The 15739-nt window shown below is 36.6% G+C and carries 13 protein-coding genes; 9 read left to right on the top strand and 4 right to left on the bottom strand.

Features of this window, described 5'->3' with window-relative positions:
- The first annotated feature begins 18 nt into the window (after positions 1 to 18).
- From Rain11_RS00425 to Rain11_RS00390, 9 genes are all read left to right on the top strand, one after another.
- The gene (locus tag Rain11_RS00425) at positions 19 to 4644 is read left to right on the top strand and encodes a translocation/assembly module TamB domain-containing protein (RefSeq protein ID WP_101357341.1); all 4626 of its coding nucleotides are present in this window, start codon (positions 19 to 21) and stop codon (positions 4642 to 4644) included.
- A gap of 185 nt (positions 4645 to 4829) precedes the next feature.
- Positions 4830 to 5318 (top strand): FKBP-type peptidyl-prolyl cis-trans isomerase, encoded by a 489-nt coding sequence (locus tag Rain11_RS00420; RefSeq protein ID WP_133121451.1) that lies wholly within the window; start codon positions 4830 to 4832, stop codon positions 5316 to 5318.
- Positions 5318 to 6118 carry an inositol monophosphatase family protein gene (locus Rain11_RS00415; protein ID WP_101357339.1) on the top strand — a complete coding sequence of 267 codons (801 nt, stop codon included), beginning with the start codon at positions 5318 to 5320 and terminating at the stop codon, positions 6116 to 6118. Before Rain11_RS00420 ends, Rain11_RS00415 begins: the two co-directional genes overlap by 1 nt.
- Positions 6119 to 6201: 83 nt before the next feature.
- A complete protein-coding gene (locus tag Rain11_RS00410) occupies positions 6202 to 7260 on the top strand; it encodes an ABC transporter permease (protein WP_101357338.1) in 1059 nt (352 codons plus the stop codon).
- Between the two features lie 29 nt (positions 7261 to 7289).
- Positions 7290 to 8363 (top strand): gliding motility protein GldB-related protein, encoded by a 1074-nt coding sequence (locus tag Rain11_RS00405; RefSeq protein WP_101357337.1) that lies wholly within the window; start codon positions 7290 to 7292, stop codon positions 8361 to 8363.
- Between the two features lie 84 nt (positions 8364 to 8447).
- Positions 8448 to 8576, top strand: coding sequence for a hypothetical protein (locus tag Rain11_RS14115; protein WP_262502148.1), 129 nt, complete (start codon positions 8448 to 8450; stop codon positions 8574 to 8576).
- Positions 8577 to 8671: 95 nt separating this feature from the next.
- A complete protein-coding gene (locus Rain11_RS00400; protein WP_101357336.1) occupies positions 8672 to 9400 on the top strand; it encodes an LOG family protein in 729 nt (242 codons plus the stop codon).
- Between the two features lie 115 nt (positions 9401 to 9515).
- Entirely contained in the window at positions 9516 to 9992 is a 477-nt protein-coding gene (locus Rain11_RS00395; protein WP_394341581.1) for a MarR family winged helix-turn-helix transcriptional regulator, read from the top strand.
- Positions 9989 to 10870 (top strand): tetratricopeptide repeat protein, encoded by an 882-nt coding sequence (locus tag Rain11_RS00390; RefSeq protein WP_101357335.1) that lies wholly within the window; start codon positions 9989 to 9991, stop codon positions 10868 to 10870. The genes Rain11_RS00395 and Rain11_RS00390 overlap by 4 nt, the downstream gene beginning before the upstream one ends.
- Here the strand turns inward: Rain11_RS00390 and Rain11_RS00385 are convergent.
- The 4 genes from Rain11_RS00385 to Rain11_RS00370 form a co-directional block, all read right to left on the bottom strand.
- Entirely contained in the window at positions 10867 to 11757 is an 891-nt protein-coding gene (locus tag Rain11_RS00385) for a glycosyltransferase family 2 protein (protein ID WP_101357334.1), read from the bottom strand. The two genes, Rain11_RS00390 and Rain11_RS00385, sit on opposite strands and share 4 nt — an antisense overlap.
- Entirely contained in the window at positions 11757 to 12875 is a 1119-nt protein-coding gene (locus tag Rain11_RS00380) for a glycosyltransferase family 4 protein (RefSeq protein WP_101357333.1), read from the bottom strand. The genes Rain11_RS00385 and Rain11_RS00380 overlap by 1 nt, the downstream gene beginning before the upstream one ends.
- A gap of 41 nt (positions 12876 to 12916) precedes the next feature.
- Positions 12917 to 15055 (bottom strand): peptidylprolyl isomerase, encoded by a 2139-nt coding sequence (locus Rain11_RS00375; RefSeq protein ID WP_101357332.1) that lies wholly within the window; start codon positions 15053 to 15055, stop codon positions 12917 to 12919.
- A 151-nt stretch (positions 15056 to 15206) separates the two neighbouring features.
- Positions 15207 to 15734, bottom strand: a complete 528-nt coding sequence (locus tag Rain11_RS00370) for a 3-hydroxyanthranilate 3,4-dioxygenase (RefSeq protein WP_101357331.1) — start codon at positions 15732 to 15734, stop codon at positions 15207 to 15209.
- Positions 15735 to 15739 lie beyond the last annotated feature (5 nt).

The following is a 15739-nucleotide window of genomic DNA, read 5'->3' as shown; positions in this document are numbered from 1 at the left end:
AAATGCAAAATTATAAATTTGAGCGTAATCAAACAAGATATTGAACCTCAAAAATCGGCAATAGAACAGACCGAGTTTAGTGCTGAGCAAATAAAAAAAGCTCAAAAGAAGCGTATTACTCTAAAGTTTTTCAGAATTGCGTGGAAATACTTTAAATGGGGGGTAATAATGCCCATTAGTGTAATTTTGTTTTTACTGGCACTTTTGGCTATTCCTGCCACGCAAACCTTTTTAGCCCAAAAAGCCTCTCGCTATTTTTCACGAATAACAGGCTTTGAAGTCAAAATTGAAAAACTCCGTATCAACCTTATCAATCAAGATGTTTATCTCAAAAATTTGCAAATTATTGATAGACAAGGCAATGTGATGATTGATATAGAAAAAACAGAAGTAGATTTGCAGTTGCGTACATTTATGCGTGGTAAAGATATTTTTTTGGATAAAATTCTTTTACAGAATGGTGAGGTGAATTTAATAGTAAATCCTGTAACTAAACAGCTTAATATTGATGAGTTCATTGCCGTCATAGATAGCCTTACCGCCCCCAAAGAAAAGAAAAAACGCAAACCCGGTGAAAGAGCCCCTGTATTTGCCATAGAAGAGGTTACTTTGGATAAAATGCGTTTCTCTTACTATGATAGCCGTCAGGATTCTATCCGTAATGGCTTTGACTATGCCCATTTCAAATTTTCGGATTTAGATGGCTACCTGAGAAATATGCTTATTGTTGCCGATACTATCGCTTTTGACTTGGAACACTTCAAAGCAGAGGATAAAATTTCAGGACTTACCATCAAAAATTTTACTACTCGCTTTCTGATGAATAAACATTCCATGCAATTCAATCGCCTTTACGCAGAAATCAATAATTCTACACTACGAGATAGCCTTGTGTTTAATTATGAAAGCAAGAAAGATTTTGCACATTTCAATGAAAAAATACGCTTGGAAGCCAACCTGAACAATACCCTGCTACATACACGCGATTTGGCTCTCTTTGCCCCTGACCTGATGCAATATGATGATGTTTGGAGAATAAAAGGCTATTTCAGTGGTACAATAAGCAATTTTAGCTTTACGGATTTTGCTTTGAAAATTGGGCAAAATACTTCACTTATCGGTTCTCTGACCGCCGAAGGGTTACCAACCATTCAAAATGTACTCGCTTCTTTGCAATTGGAGCAAGGTACGCAAATATATGCACCCGATTTGAAACAATATCTGGACGAGAACAGCAATCATTTTGTACAAAAATTCGGAAATATTGCCTTGCAGGGTCGCTTTGATGGCTACTTTACAGACTTCAAAGCAAATTGCCAAATGCAGTCCGATTTGGGAAATGCCGATTTAGATACTTATTTCATTCAACAAGACCAGCAAGTACCTGCTTACGAGGGCATTATCCGCTTGCAAAACTTTCAGATAGGTACGCTCTTGGAAGAAAAAAGTTTGGGAATGCTCTCTCTTGATGCCAACATCAAAGGCAAAGGCTTTACCATTCAAACATTAGATACTGATTTGGACGGACACGTTGAATTTTTTGAGTTTAATACTTACCCCTATCGCAATATTGACCTCAAAGGACATTTCAAAAATAAATCTTTTGAAGGAAAAATCAATAGTCAAGATGAAAATGCTCATTTAGAACTAACAGGTTCTATGAACTTCAACAAGCCTGAACCCGAATTACGCATTACTACTGATATTGAAAATTTAGACTTTTTCAAGATACATCTATGGAATGAGCCACTCATTTTCAAAGGATTTCTACATATCAACAGCGAAAACCTCAAATTAGATAATTTCTTGGGAGAAGTATTGATGAAAGAAGCTAAAATTCATTACAAAAACAGAACCCTGCCTATTGATTCGCTGATGATTAGCTCCTCTCAAAATCCTTATGGTTATCGTTTTATTGATATTTACTCGCAATATATCTCCGCTGAACTCAAAGGCAAATTTACACTTGCCCAATTGCAAAAGAATTTAAGTATCTTCACTAACGAAATAGTTTTGGGTATCAAAAACGAAGAAGCCAAGCAAAAAGCCTATTACGAAGCTAAAAAGAAAGAAAAAAGTGAGGAAGTAAGCATTGATTTCAAAATAAACCTCAATGATATAAACCCTATTGCTCATCTTTTTGATAGCACTTTTCGCATATCGCAGGGTATTCCTTTGCAAGGCGAACTACAAGGCGGCGAACTAACTCGTTTTTCTATCAAAACTGAAAAACCTTTTGAAAAGCTACATTTTGGCAAAAATCAGTTTCAACGTAATAGCTTTCGCTTTGAAGCCTATAAAGAAGGCTCTAACAACAATGTATCCGCCGAACTCTATGTGTATTCTAATGAGCAAAAAATGGGCGGTGTAGAAACTGAAAAGTTGAGCTTTAATGCAATTTGGTTAGATGGCATTATTGATTTTAGGACGAAAATCAAACAAAAAAATAGCACTAACGAAGCAGATTTGCAAGGACATATTACTTTAGATACCAATAGAACAGAAATTGAATTTGATGAGTCTTTGGTGAAAGTTTTAGAAAAAGATTGGCACTTTCTTAAAGAAGGTAAAATCACCCTTTTCACCGCTGAAAATGGCAATATACTCTTTGAAAAATTTGGTCTTTACAACGAAAAGCAAGAAATCAAAATTACAGGAAATATTGCCTCCAATAGCAATAATGACAAGCTAAATATTGATATTGAGAATTTTCAGCTTGCTACTCTCAACGTACTTTTGAGTAAGCAAAAATTGAAAGGCACACTAAACACTCATATTGACCTGCAAGATGTCTATGAGCAAATCAAAATCAATTCACAATTTACCGCCGATTCAGTGGCTATCAATCAGTTTTTAATAGGTGATTTGCACGGCAAATCTACTTGGAACAACGAGCAAAAAATTGTAGAAATTGCTACTGATATTTACCACAAAAAAGATTATGTGCTTTTTCTTACAGGCTACTACAAACCCCAAAACCAAGATTTGAACCTTTGGGCTAAAATACGCAACCTACCGCTCAACATTGTAGAGCCTTTTACCGAAGGACTATTTTCAAAGTTAGAAGGTACTATATCAGGAGATTTGGCAATTGCAGGTAAAATCTATAAACCTGAACTTTCAGGCTTTGCACGATTCCAAAACGCCAAACTCAAAGTAGATTTCTTGGGAGCAACTTACGAAACCAATAGCCAAATTGAAATTGCTCACAATGAATTTTTATTCAATCACTTCATTTTCTACGACCGCGATAAGCAAAAAATAACTTTTGACGGGAGCATCTCTCACGATAATTTTTCGCATTTCTTTTTGAACTTAGAGGGCGATTTCAACAAATTTACACTTTTGCAAATCAAAGAAACTCCCAACGCCCTTTTTTATGGTAATGCCATTGCATCAGGCAAAATACTTATGCAAGGCGAACCTACCGACCTCTACATACGCGTTGATGCTACCAGCAACAAAGGTACAAAAATTTACTTGCCTCTTGATGGATACAGCGAAGTAGGTGAAGTAAGTTACTATCAATTTACAAATTTTGAAAAAGAAAATCAGCAAGATAGCCTACACTTGCAAAAACAAATTAAAAGTGTAAAAATTACAGGTTTAGAGTTGGATATGAACCTGAATGTAACCGAAGATGCCTATTTTGAAATACAATTGGATAGACAAACAGGTGATAAAATGCAAGGCGTAGGCAAAGGGCTTATGCAACTGAGTATTGATAAACGAGGAAATTTTGGCATCTGGGGCGACTACCTCATCACCGATGGCAGTTATCTTTTCACAATGAAAAATCTGATTAGCAAAAAGTTTAACATTTTACCCGGTAGTAAAATTTACTTTGAAGGCGATGTCTATAAAGCCTATATGGACGTAAAAGCATCTTACAACGCCCATACTTCTTTTACGGCTTTCTTACCTCAAACCGAAATCAATCCTGAAACTTCAAGGCGTTTTCCTGTGGCAGTAGTGGCTCATCTCTTGGGCGATTTGCTTGCTCCCAAAGTTACTTTTAACATTGATTTCAAAGATATTGAAAAGCAAATTGCCAATCCTACGCTACAAGCCGCTATGTTTAAGGTAAAATCGGATATTGAAACTAATGAACTTGAACTCAACCGACAAGTAGGTAGTTTGGTAATTTTAGGACAATTTACCTCTGCCTCCAACAATAGTAACGTAGGTGCCGCTTCGGGCAGAACACTTGGCGAGTTTCTCTCTAACCAATTCAGCAGTATTGTTTCACAAATTGATGAAAACTTAGAAATTGATATAAGTGCAGGCGACCTAATTGCCGCAGGACAAAATAATTCTACCGTACTTGGGGCAAGGTTTGCCTATAACCTAATGGACGGCAGGTTGCGTATCATTAGTGATAATCGTCTTAATAACCAACAACGAGGCTCTAACTACACAGGCGAATGGATTGTAGAATTTCTAATGACCGAAGACGGTCGCTACAAACTTAAAATGTATAACCGTAGCACCTTCGGTAGTAGTAATATTATGAATACTACCGCTAATTCCACAGGAGTTAGTATTTCAACCTCACGCTCGGGGAATACATTTTGGGAACTTTTCCAAAGTAAAAAGAAAAAGGAAGCCAAACGCCAAAAACAAAAACAACAAGCTATCCAATAGTATTGGAAGCAGGATGCTGGAAACAAGAAACAGGCATTAAAAGTCTTGCACCGCCGAAAATTTACCCCTCTTTTTAGCTATATCTTGTCTTGTAATACCAACTTTCTGAAAAAGCACTCATATTTTTGCCTTTCTGTGTTTTTTGCTGTAAATTTGGCAAAATTTTAGGTTCAAATTTTCTTTTTATGCAAGTAGCCAAAGATAAGGTAGTTTTTATCACTTACACCATTTCCTCTCTTGATGACCAAATGGTTATTGAACACGTCCCCGCTTCTACGCCTTATGGTTTTTTGTACGGAAATCATTTTGTTTTGCCCGCAATGGAAGAAAAACTGCTTGGATTAGCCGTAGGCGATAGTTTTGATTTTATATTGCCCCCACAAGAAGCCTTTGGCGAATATGACGAAGAAGGCGTTGTCGTGTTTCCTATAAGCGAATTTTTGCAAAGTAATTTCCCACAGGAATACTTAAAAGTCGGTGAAATTGTACCTTTACAAGATGAAGAGGGCTATCCCGTAGATGCTGTAATTACCGAAATTGATGGTGATTTTGTAACTTTAGACTTCAATCACCCTCTTGCAGGACGCACTTTGCACTATCAGGGTAAAATTTTGGATATTCGCGAAGCAACCGCCGAAGAGCTTATACAAGGTGTCGTAAAAGGAATTAAGTAATGGTAAAAGAATGGAAAACACTTTGCCCGCAAGTCAATGATATTGCTCGAAAAGTAGGACTTTTCATCGCCCAACAAAGCCAAAGTTTTGATAGAAAAGCCACCGAATACAAAGGGCTTAACAATTTGGTTTCGTATGTAGATAGAGAAGCCGAAAATCGCTTAGTGGAGGCTTTGAGCAAGTTATTACCCGAAGCAGGTTTTATTACTGAAGAAAATGAAACGACACATCAAATTTCAACGAAGCAACTGCATTGGATTATAGACCCTCTCGACGGCACCACGAATTTTATTCACGGCTTACCTGTATTTGCTATCAGTATAGGTTTGATGCACGAAAACCAAATGGTCTTGGGAGTAGTGTATGAAGTAAATCGGAGAGAGTGTTTCTATGCCACTTTGGGGGGAGGAGCATTTTGCAATGCCGTGAAAATTCAAGTTTCACCTATTTTACAACTCAAAGAAGCTCTGCTTGCCACAGGATTTCCCTATCATTGGTTTGATAAAAACGAAATCTACCTAAAAATCCTTAATGAGCTAATGCAGCGTTCTCACGGCTTACGACGAATGGGGTCGGCGGCTGTAGATTTGGCATATGTGGCTTGCGGACGTTTTGAAGGCTTTTTTGAATTTAATTTGAGCCCTTGGGACGTTGCCGCAGGCTCGCTACTTGTACAAGAAGCAGGAGGCAAAGTAGGCACTTTCGGGAAAGCCCAAGACTTTATTTTTGGCAAAGAAATTATAGCGGCTGGTGCTATTTTTGAAGAAATGCAAGAAATTATCCAAAAGCTCTGGCATTAAAACTTCTACAATTCCTTGCATAATTTTTTGCCCGCAAAGATTTTTTTGTATTTTTGGCAAAAGGTGTTTGAACTACAAGTACGATGCTGAAATTCATTATCAGAAGGATAGTTTATGGTTTTTTTACGCTAGTGGGTATCACGGTAGTTGTTTTTTTACTTTTTCACGCTCTCCCCGGCGACCCTGTCTCTATGATTGCAGGGCAGAGAACTGATGAAGTTACTCTCAAAATTATTCGTGAAGATTTAGGTTTGGATAAACCTTTACCTGAACAACTCGCTTTGTATTTCAAAGATTTGTCTATCATCTCCATTCATAAGGATACACCCGAAGAGCAAGAAAAATATCGCTATACACGGCTCATTCCGATGGGTGAAAATGTGCTTGTCGTCAAATTTCCTTATTTCAGGCGTTCTTTCCAAACGCAAAAACGTGTTTCGGAAATCATCAACGAAAGAATTTGGAACACAATTGTACTAGCAGTTTCGGCAATGAGTTTTGCAGTAATAGTAGGGGTTTTTTTAGGAATTGTAGCGGCACGCCGACAAGGTACTTGGATTGATAGAACCATTATTCCCGTTACTACGCTTGGCTTTTCAGTACCTTCCTTCGTAGCAGCGGCTTTGATTTCCAATTATATCGGTTACAAATTCGGACCTTACGTAGGTTTGAGCGGTACAGGTTCGCTCTGGGATTACGATACTTACACAGGAGAAAGCGTACTTGCTCTGAAAAATCTTATTCTGCCTACACTTACTTTGGGTATTCGCCCACTTTCGCTCATTGTGCAAATCACGCGTAGTGCAATGCTTGATGTTCTTTCGCAAGATTATATCCGTACCGCAAGAGCAAAAGGAGTTTCAAAAAATCAACTTATCTATAAACACGCCCTAAAAAATGCCCTAATCCCCGTGGTAACTTCGGCATCGGGCTGGCTGGCTTCGCTCATAGGCGGCTCTTTCTTTGTGGAAACTATTTTTGTGTATCAAGGAATTGGTTATGAAACCGTCAATGCAGTTTTCACGTTAGATTTGCCTGTTATTATGGCTTCTACGCTTATTGTAGCGGCAATTTTTATCTTTATCACCGTAGTAGTGGATATTCTTTACACTTTTATAGACCCTCGTATTCGTTTGCAATAGTTTATTCTCCATAAAACCTTGAAAACTCTATGCGTAAAATTTTTTTATTGTTGAGTTGTCTCATACTTTTTGCTTGTCAAGAAAAAAAAGAAAACAATAATCAAGACATTTTACAAACATCTTGCCTTCCTGATGTGGATATTAGTAAAATTCAGCTTCAAACTACTTTTGAACGCATTGATAAAGCCATCTTAGAGGCTCAAAATGAGACTGAAATTCAGCAAATTTTAGAAAAAAATCCACTTTACAACAAATTGTATTTAGTACGTGAAGGCTGGGAAAAACGTGAAAATCCTCAAAAAAATAAAGAAAAGGATTTTATGGTAGAAATTCTTGCCTCTATGGCAAAAGAACCTCATTTAGATAGCTTACGAATGGATTATGAGAAAATTATTCCTTTGGAAAAGCTACAAAATCAAATTCTTGACCTTTTTAAGCGAATCAAAGCTCATTATCCCAATTTCAAAGAGCCTGAAAAAGTGTATTTCAGTGTCTCGGGGATAGGCTCTTTTCCGCTCAATACCGTAACTGATATTTACTATTCGCCCAATGGTGAAATTTTAGTAATAGGTTTAGATTGGTTTTTAGGACCTACTTACAAATACCCCCTCCCTACGCATATACCCACATACATAGCTCGCAGATATGTATGGCAGAATATTCCTACTTTTGTAGCAGAACTCATTGGCAATCGCTATAATGCCTTCAATCCAAATGATAAAACGGTGCTCAATGAAATGCTTGCTTACGCCAAGACCTACTATTTTGCCCAAAGTGTTATTCCCTGTCTCGCAGATTCGCTTGTTTTAGGCTATACTACCGAACAAATGCAGTACATAGCTCAAAATAAAGAGCAAATTTGGAAACACTATTTAGACAAACAAGTATTTTTCAATACAACTCGCGAGTTTCGCAGAGATTATGTAGAAGATTCACCTTTTACGCTCCCTATCAGCCAAGAATGCCCAGGAGGAATAGCCCGTTGGAGTGCTTTGCGTATGCTAAAAAAATATGCTGAAAAGAACAAACTTTCTCTACCACAAGTGATGCAATTGCAAGATGCTAAAGAAATTTTACAAAATTCAGGCTATAAAGGTGAATGACATAAAAAGCAAATTTTTCTTGCTTTTGAAAGCAAAAATTATTTTCTTGCAAACAAAAATTAAGAAACTTCAAAGCATACCTTTATGATAGATTTTAGAATGACCGAAACCATTGCCTATGCTTTTTTCATCGGTTTGGGTGTAGTTTCTTTTGCTATTGGATTTTGGCTTCAGAAAGCCGAAAATAACCGCAAAAAGCAAAGTCAATCCTAAAACAATTTGGAAAAAATCCTTTTTCAAACGCTTATAGCTTTTTTGAAAGCTATAAGCGTTTTTTCACGAATAGTAATACTTTAAATCTAAAACCTATGTCAGACGAAAATTTGAGTTTAGAAGACGAAAATCGTATCAAAAAAGCTTTCAAAAAGTTAGATTGGCACGAAATCAAAAGCACCAACTCGTGGGCATTGTTCAAGATAATGTCGGAGTTTGTTGATGGTTTTGATAAACTGGCTCGGATAGGTCCTTGTGTTTCTATTTTTGGCTCGGCACGCACCACTCCCGATAATCCTTACTACAAAATTGCCGAAGAGATTGCCGCTAAACTTGTAGATTTGGGCTACGGTATCATTACAGGTGGCGGACCAGGCATTATGGAAGCAGGCAACAAGGGGGCTAAAAGCCGTGGTGGTAAATCAGTGGGTATCAATATCATTTTACCTTTTGAGCAAACCAGCAACCCCTACATAGACCCTGATAAACTCATCACTTTTGACTACTTCTTTGTTCGTAAAGTGATGTTCGTAAAATATGCACAAGGGTTTGTAGTAATGCCCGGGGGCTTTGGTACATTAGATGAACTTTTTGAAGCTCTCACGCTTATTCAAACTAAAAAAATTGGACGTTTCCCGATTGTGTTGGTTGGTAAATCATATTGGGGAGGGCTGATTGACTGGCTCAAAAACACCGTACTTGCCCAAGAAAAAAACATCAACGCCGAAGATTTGAACCTTTTTAGTCTTGTAGATACCGCAGACGAAGCCGTAGAAGTAATTGATAATTTTTATACGCAATATTTGTTGCAACCAAATTTCTAAAAAATACTCCTTGGATACTTTCAAACAACATCACTCTTTTGCTGTGATGTTGTTGCTCTTTTGAAGTGTTTGACTTTTAGCAATTTTATTGTAAATTTGTAAAAACTCTCTTGCAATGCTTCATACCCCTACAAAAATCAAGCCTGAAGAGTCCGTAGATTACAATATCAAACTTGCTTGGTACGCTATATCGCGTATGTATAATGCCGAAGGAAGCAAATATGGCATTACTGCCTCCGTAGGTTTTATTCTTATCAATATTGACCCCGAAGCAGGTACTCCCGCCACTAAAATTGCTCCCCAGTTTGGTTTAGAACCTCGTAGCATTACACGCACCCTAAAAAGTATGGAAGCCGACGGCTTGATTTTCAGAAAGCAAAGCGAAACCGATAAACGATTTGTACGTATATTTCTTACAGAAAAAGGGAAAGAAAAACGAGAAATTGCTCGCCGAGTTATCAAAAAATTTAATCTACTTATTTACGAAAATATTGAGGTAGAAAAATTGGAAGTATTTTTTGAAGTTATCAATAAAGTTTATCAACTCGTAGAAGAAAGAAACAGTAGAAGAAAGAAACAAATAAAGCTTTGAACTACTACGAAATTTTAGGGGTTTCTCCTCAGGCAAGTTTGTTAGAAATAAAGAATGCCTATAAAAAATTGGCATTCCGCTACCACCCTGACCAAAACCCCAACGATGCCAAAGCTGAAGAGATGTTCAAAAAAATCAATGAAGCCTATCAAACACTCTCAGATGCTCAAAAAAGGCATTTCTATGATGTAAAATTAGGCTTCACGCAAGAAATTAATTACAGCTATTACTACCAAGATTATCAAAAAAAGCAAGAAGCCGAGCAAAAAGTAAAAGTAGAAATTCTCAAAAATTTTTTTCGCAAATACCAAGAAGAACAAAAAGCTGAACAGAAAGAAATTGAAAAAATCAATAAAAAAACTAATTTTTGGATAGCTCTCGCTCTCGTTCTGATACTTCTCCCCGCTATTTATCTTACTATCCAAGAAAAATATCAACTTCGTGAAATGTATGCACAGGCTCAAATTTATCTAAGAACTTATCAATTACGCAAAGCCGACAGCCTCGTTCATCTGATTCGGCGAAAAAAGCCAAAAGACCTTGATTATTTATTGCTGTATGTCAAAGTACATTTCAAAATGCAGGACTACAAAGAGGTTTTTCGTATGCTTGATAATTCCTATTTGATAAAATCACCCGACTTTCGTTTTTACTGGGCAATTAGTAGATACAAATACCAAAGAGAACATTTAGCAGAAACCATTCAAGTCTTACAAGAAGTCGAAAAAAGCGGTTTTAGAGAAAGCGATTTGTACTTTGAAAGAGCTATGATAAAGTTTAGTTTAAATGCTGATAGCAAAAGTATTTGTCAAGATTTAGAATTAGCTTTGAAAATGGGGGAATTTCGTGCCGCTCATTATCAGTTTATTTGTCCCTAACTACCCCAAAACCATTTCTTAACAATTACCCAAAATTTGTAAGTAGAAATTACCGAAGGTTTAATTTTTAAGGATTTGAAAAGATAATGTAGGGTTTCTATTCGCTTTTTTGCCATTACCAAATGCAAAGCAATATACAAATAAGAATGTGCTTCTATATTAGCAATGCCCTTGCTTCCATAAAAATTTTTTATTTTTTCATCTCCGCTCGTATTTTGCAAGAGCGATTTTATGCGTTTAATCAGTTTTTCCGTGCTAATACTCAAAACACTTCGGCTATTATGGTTAATCATAGAAGCACAAATGGTAGAAATCCCTTGTAAAGGGTAGCGACTTGCTAATCGTAGCCACAATTCGTAGTCTTCTGTTCCCGAAAGGTCTCTGTTCTCGTTAAAAGGATTTTCTAATAAAATTTCCTTTTTTACAAAAACACCTATACAACTTAAAATATTACCAAATTGCAATTTTTGAGCAATATCTCCACGATGAATTTGCTTAAACAAAATATTTCCTTTTTCATCTTTCATTTCATAGCTTAAAGCCCAAAAAACGCTATCAGGCTTTTTTTGCAGAAAATCATAAGCTATTTGAAAATAATTCGGATAAAGCAAATCATCAGAATCTACGAAGGTAATGTATTTGCCTTTGGCTTGCGTTATACCAAAATTACGAGCTTTGGCACGCTCCCCATTAGGAACTTTGTAATAACGCAGTTTTTCTGAAAGAAAGGGTTTAACTACTTCCTCGGTGTTATCAGTACTTCCATCATCTACTACAATTACCTCAAAATCAGTAAATTTTTGATGAATCACTGATTGTAAGGTTTGCTTGATGAAATCGGCTCGGTTATAAGTTGGAATTACTATGGAAAATAAAGGCGAGTTCATCACTCATCATACAATTGTTCTAAACCCCTAATCATTTTTCGCAAGTTAAACATTTTTTCTACGCTTTCTCTGCTATTTTTAATAATTTTACTTCGCAATTCATTATTTTCAAGTAAGTTTCGGATAGCTTCCACAATTTTTTCCGAATTTTGGAATGGTACTACCCAAGCATTTTCTTGGTGATGAATAAACTCTTTTGCAACCCCCGAAAGTGTAAAGACACTTGGAATTTTTGCAGCAAGAGCCTCTACATAGGTTTGTCCGAAGGCTTCTACTTCCGCATTGATAGGGGTATGCACATACACATCAAAAAGCTGATACAAGGCGGGTAAATCATTTTCAAAAGGAATGGCAATGTAAGATTGAGGAGGTAAGTTTTTAAGCAATTTTTCTATTTCAGTAGTATAATCTCCTTTGGCATTGGCTAAAATTAAATGGGCTTGCGGATAGTGCTTCAAAATCTCCGCAAAAGCAGGAATGATAAACTGAATACCTTTCCAATGCGTCCAACGAGCTATCACACCTATTACTGGAAATTTATTTTGCAAATGATATTTTTGCTTTAAGTTCTCTACTCGCTCTCTTGATACATTTTCAAAAAGTTCTAAACGAAAGCCGTGATGAATGAGCCTTATTTTAGCAGGATTTACTTTTTCTTTCAGAATTAGCACATTTCGCACATTTTCGCTGATAGCTACAATATGCGTTGCCAGAGCATTTATAAACCTATCGTACCAAACGGCTCTCGGAAAATACTCGTGATGAAAAGTAGAATAGTGGCGGGTAAATATTCGTTTTTTAATGCCTAAACTTTTTGCCGCAAGTAGCCCCACAAGCGATGCTGTAAATAAATGACAATGCACTACTTGCGTACCCCAGTTTTTCAAGATTTTTCTAACTTCCGAAAAAGCCGAAAAAAGTTGTTTTTTACTTTCATAATATACCCAAAAAACAGGAACTTGTTTCTCTTTGAGCCAATTTTCTAAAAAGCTACCCTGCTTGCGATTGAGCAAAATAAAGCTCAAATCGTATTTTTCGGTATTTAATTCTTCTACTATCCACTCAAAAGCAAGGGCTTTTTCTATATCTGAAATAATGTAGGTTACTTTTTTCCCCATAATCTAACAAAAAAACCTACTTTTCAGTAGGTTTTCATTTTTTAGTTGAACTTGTAAGTAAAGTCTTTTACACGATACAACTCTTGCAAAGCCTGATAATAAAAACTGCTTACACTTTGCTTCTGTGTGTTAAGCAAATTGTTTTTATACTGCGAGTAATCTGCAATTTGAGGAGCAGGCATTTGCTCCGTAACTTCCATAACGATTACACCATTATCATCTCCGATGGGCTTACTTCTTTTGCCTTTCTGTAAGCCAAAAGCTGTACCTACACCCACAGGTGTATATCCCGCAGTATTTATAGAAGCGTTTTGCATAGTAATATCACGTGCTTCCTGTACTACAAAGCCTCCTGCATATTTTTTGGCTATTTCGTCAAGCGAAATGTTGCCATAGCTGTTTATTTTGCTGATAATTTGCTCTTTCTTTTTCAAATTACGCACTTCGTATTCCAAAGTTTCACGGAAATATTCCAAACTGGGTTCATCTTGTTCAGTTTTGGCAGTAAGAATGGGTACTACAAACATTCCTTGTTCTGGGATACGGATAGGCTTTTTAGGAAATTCCCCTACTTTTGCTTCATTGAAAGCCCAAGAAATAAGTGGCTTGGCATTGGAAGGAATACCATCTACCCCTTGTGCATAGGGAGCTACTTTTTTAGCTACTTTTTTAACTAATTTTGGGTTTTTCTCTATTTTCTTTTTGAAATCATCGTAAGTTTTTAAGCCTAACAAAAACTCCTCTGCTTGTAAGCTCACCTCTTCTGTCGTATTTTGCGTAGCATAAATAGGACGCTCAATAATTGCGAGTTTGTATTTTTTGTTGGTTTTAGGCTCTGAAATGCTAACAATATGATAACCGAAATCAGTTTCCACTAAATTGGGGAGCAAACCTTTTTCTTTTGCCCCAAAAGTAGCTTTGCTAAAAGGAGCAACCATTGTTTTTTCATCATACCAACCTAAATCTCCACCAATATCTTTGGTACCATCACTACCATATTGTTTGGCGGCTTTGGTAAAATCTAATTCGCCTGATTTTATTTTAGCAAGTACTTTTTCAGCTTCTTTACGAATGCTGTCTTTTACTTTAGCTTCTGCCCCCTTGGGAACCTGGAAAAGAATATGTTTGGAGCGTACAAAATAGGTGCTATCTTCTTTGATATCCGAAACTTTTACCATCATAAAGCTATTACGATGCAAAAAGGGACCCACCACTGCTCCTTTAAGTAAAGGACGATTTTCGGAATAAATACCATCGGGAATTTCTTTGGGATTACGATACTTAAAATTCTTTTCGTTACCTTTGGTTTTATTTACGGCAAAAGCCGAATCGTCTTGGGCAAGAGCAAAATCTTTGGCAAGTTTACGAAGTTCATCAGAGAACTCCAAAGTATCTTCTTTAGAGGGAGCAACGGTAAAAATCACATACTCAAAAGAACGGCTTTCAGGTGCTTTGAAACGTTTTTTGTTCTTTTTCAAAAACTCTTCCAACTCTTTATCTGTGATTTTTACAGCACTATCAGGAATTGATGTATAAGGAACATAAAAATATTTAAGTGCGAGTTTATTGTTTTGATTTTCGTACTCCCTTTTCGCTTCTGCTTTGGTAACATACGCCGATTGTGAAAGCAAAGCGTTATATTTTTCTTGTACACGACTTTCAGCAAGACCATCTAAAAACATCTCCCAACGAGCTTTCGCTTCGGGGTTATTTTTCATATTTTTCAAAAACTCTTTTACAAGTTTTTTATCAAATTTTTTAGTTACACTATCTTGAAAAATCCCCGCACTGGCTACCTGTGGGTGAATAAAAATGCTATCGCCCTCATACATTGCTTTTTTCTCTTCTTCGCTTACTTGCAAGCCCAAAGCTTCGTATTCGGGTTTAAGCATATTTTTTCGTAAGTAAGCAGACCAAGCAAAGCGTATCAAATCAGCTTCACTGGGGCGTTGTTGGGGCATATTGATAGCATAATAACGCTCTGCTTCCATTATTTCTAAGGCTATATCATCAAGGGTAATTTCTTTGCCATCAAATACTCCTACTACTTTTTCCTGCCCCCTTTTACCTTTTTGGAAATAGCGGAAAAAATCATCTCCCACAATAAAAAGTGCCAGTCCTATGGCAATAACACCTACGATAACACCTGCTTTTTCTCGGATTTTACCAATAATAGCCATTTTTGATAAAAATTTATTTCACACAATATTTTTGAGCGTGCAAAAAAACAAGATTTTTGCGTGAAATCCAAATTTATGAATAGGAAATTTTAGAAAAATAGAAAAGGGGAAATTATCAATTTAACACTCCCCTATTCACTACAAGGAGAAATTAAGCGGTCTTTTTTTGAGGTATTTGCAAAATATGCCCACATCGAGAGCATTTATGAAGGTCGGGGTTGTTATTGAATTTAGCAAATACTTCGGGAAGTTGTTTTTCAATGTTAGTAAGTTTGAAATATTCATCATAGAGCTTATTTCCGCAATTATCGCAATACCACTGAAAGCCGTCAGTATCTTGGGGTTTTCGGCGTTCTTCTATCACAAGTCCGATAGTTCCTGCGGGGCGTTGGGGCGAATGGGGAATTTTAGCATTGAGTAAATAAATCTCTCCTTCCCGAATGACAATATCCTTGAACTCGCCATTTTCAATAATTTTAAGCGTCATATCCCCTTTAATTTGGTAAAAAAACTCGGGGGTTTCATTGTAATGATAGTCTTTTCTTTCGTTAGGTCCGCCAACAATCATTACAATCATATCGCCGCCCGGATAAACTTCTTTATTGCATACAGGGGGTTTTAAGAAATCTTTGTTTTCTTCCACCCATTTCAAAAGATTTTGTACATTGATACTTACCATAAGAT

This window comes from Raineya orbicola (assembly GCF_002843425.1).
GTDB lineage: Bacteria > Bacteroidota > Bacteroidia > Cytophagales > Thermonemataceae > Raineya > Raineya orbicola.
Note: the sequence above shows the minus strand (reverse complement) of the source record. Positions and strands in the feature narration are given on the sequence as shown.

Coding starts and splice junctions, on each gene's coding strand:
- Rain11_RS00420 (WP_133121451.1), top strand. CDS start 4,830: ATGCAAGTAGCCAAAGATAAGGTAGTTTTTATCACTTACACCATTTCC.
- Rain11_RS00415 (WP_101357339.1), top strand. CDS start 5,318: ATGGTAAAAGAATGGAAAACACTTTGCCCGCAAGTCAATGATATTGCT.
- Rain11_RS00410 (WP_101357338.1), top strand. CDS start 6,202: ATGCTGAAATTCATTATCAGAAGGATAGTTTATGGTTTTTTTACGCTA.
- Rain11_RS00405 (WP_101357337.1), top strand. CDS start 7,290: ATGCGTAAAATTTTTTTATTGTTGAGTTGTCTCATACTTTTTGCTTGT.
- Rain11_RS14115 (WP_262502148.1), top strand. CDS start 8,448: ATGATAGATTTTAGAATGACCGAAACCATTGCCTATGCTTTTTTCATC.
- Rain11_RS00400 (WP_101357336.1), top strand. CDS start 8,672: ATGTCAGACGAAAATTTGAGTTTAGAAGACGAAAATCGTATCAAAAAA.
- Rain11_RS00395 (WP_394341581.1), top strand. CDS start 9,516: ATGCTTCATACCCCTACAAAAATCAAGCCTGAAGAGTCCGTAGATTAC.
- Rain11_RS00385 (WP_101357334.1), bottom strand. CDS start 11,757: ATGAACTCGCCTTTATTTTCCATAGTAATTCCAACTTATAACCGAGCC.
- Rain11_RS00380 (WP_101357333.1), bottom strand. CDS start 12,875: ATGGGGAAAAAAGTAACCTACATTATTTCAGATATAGAAAAAGCCCTT.
- Rain11_RS00375 (WP_101357332.1), bottom strand. CDS start 15,055: ATGGCTATTATTGGTAAAATCCGAGAAAAAGCAGGTGTTATCGTAGGT.
- Rain11_RS00370 (WP_101357331.1), bottom strand. CDS start 15,734: ATGGTAAGTATCAATGTACAAAATCTTTTGAAATGGGTGGAAGAAAAC.